Here is a 557-nt window from a genome sequence, read left to right on the forward strand (position 1 = left end):
AAATAACTGTTTGATACAGGGACAGATAAACCTTCCAACAACAAGCATAGGTGGAAATGGTGGGCTAGAAAAAACAATAAATGCTGCTAAAAGCGGCTACACACCTATAGGTATCATAGGGTGGTATATAACAGGGACTAGAGCTTCATACGTTACTATGCCAAATTTACGTATTTCCGGGGAAAATATTATTGTATATTTTAGATGTAACAATTCCGCAGGGGCTTCTATTTCGGGATTTTTCTCTGTTCTGTATAAAAAGAAGTAGCAGTTATTGAAACCTTATTCCTAGATAATTAAACCTAAATGGGCCACTCGCCTTGACATTAAATACCGCATACCAATTACCATTTTGATAGGTACACCCTTCGACGTGTGCGCTTTGAGCAGCCCCATCCCCGTTCGCAACAAGCAGGACAGAGTTTGCATTGTGAGCTTTGTCTACGCCTAAGAGATCGCCAAGCTGTTCCGCAGTGAATACAACACACGAAGAAATGCCCGTAGCTGAGCGGACGATTGTCCCGGCGCACATGGCCTTAATGGACAAACAGTTATTT

Annotated in this window: 2 protein-coding genes; one reads left to right on the plus strand and one right to left on the minus strand. The window is 42.2% G+C overall.

Annotation, left to right across the window (positions count from 1 at the left end):
* On the plus strand, positions 1-268 hold a 268-nt coding region (locus tag H6A20_RS13110), incomplete at its 5' end, for a hypothetical protein (protein ID WP_204907537.1).
* 3 nt (positions 269-271) lie between these two features.
* On the opposite strand, the gene H6A20_RS13115 is transcribed toward H6A20_RS13110, so the two are convergent.
* The coding region (locus tag H6A20_RS13115; RefSeq protein ID WP_204907538.1) for a hypothetical protein at positions 272-557 on the minus strand (286 nt) is incomplete at its 5' end.

Source organism: Mordavella massiliensis (genome assembly GCF_016901695.1).
GTDB classification, from domain to species: Bacteria; Bacillota; Clostridia; order Lachnospirales; family Lachnospiraceae; genus Claveliimonas; species Claveliimonas massiliensis_A.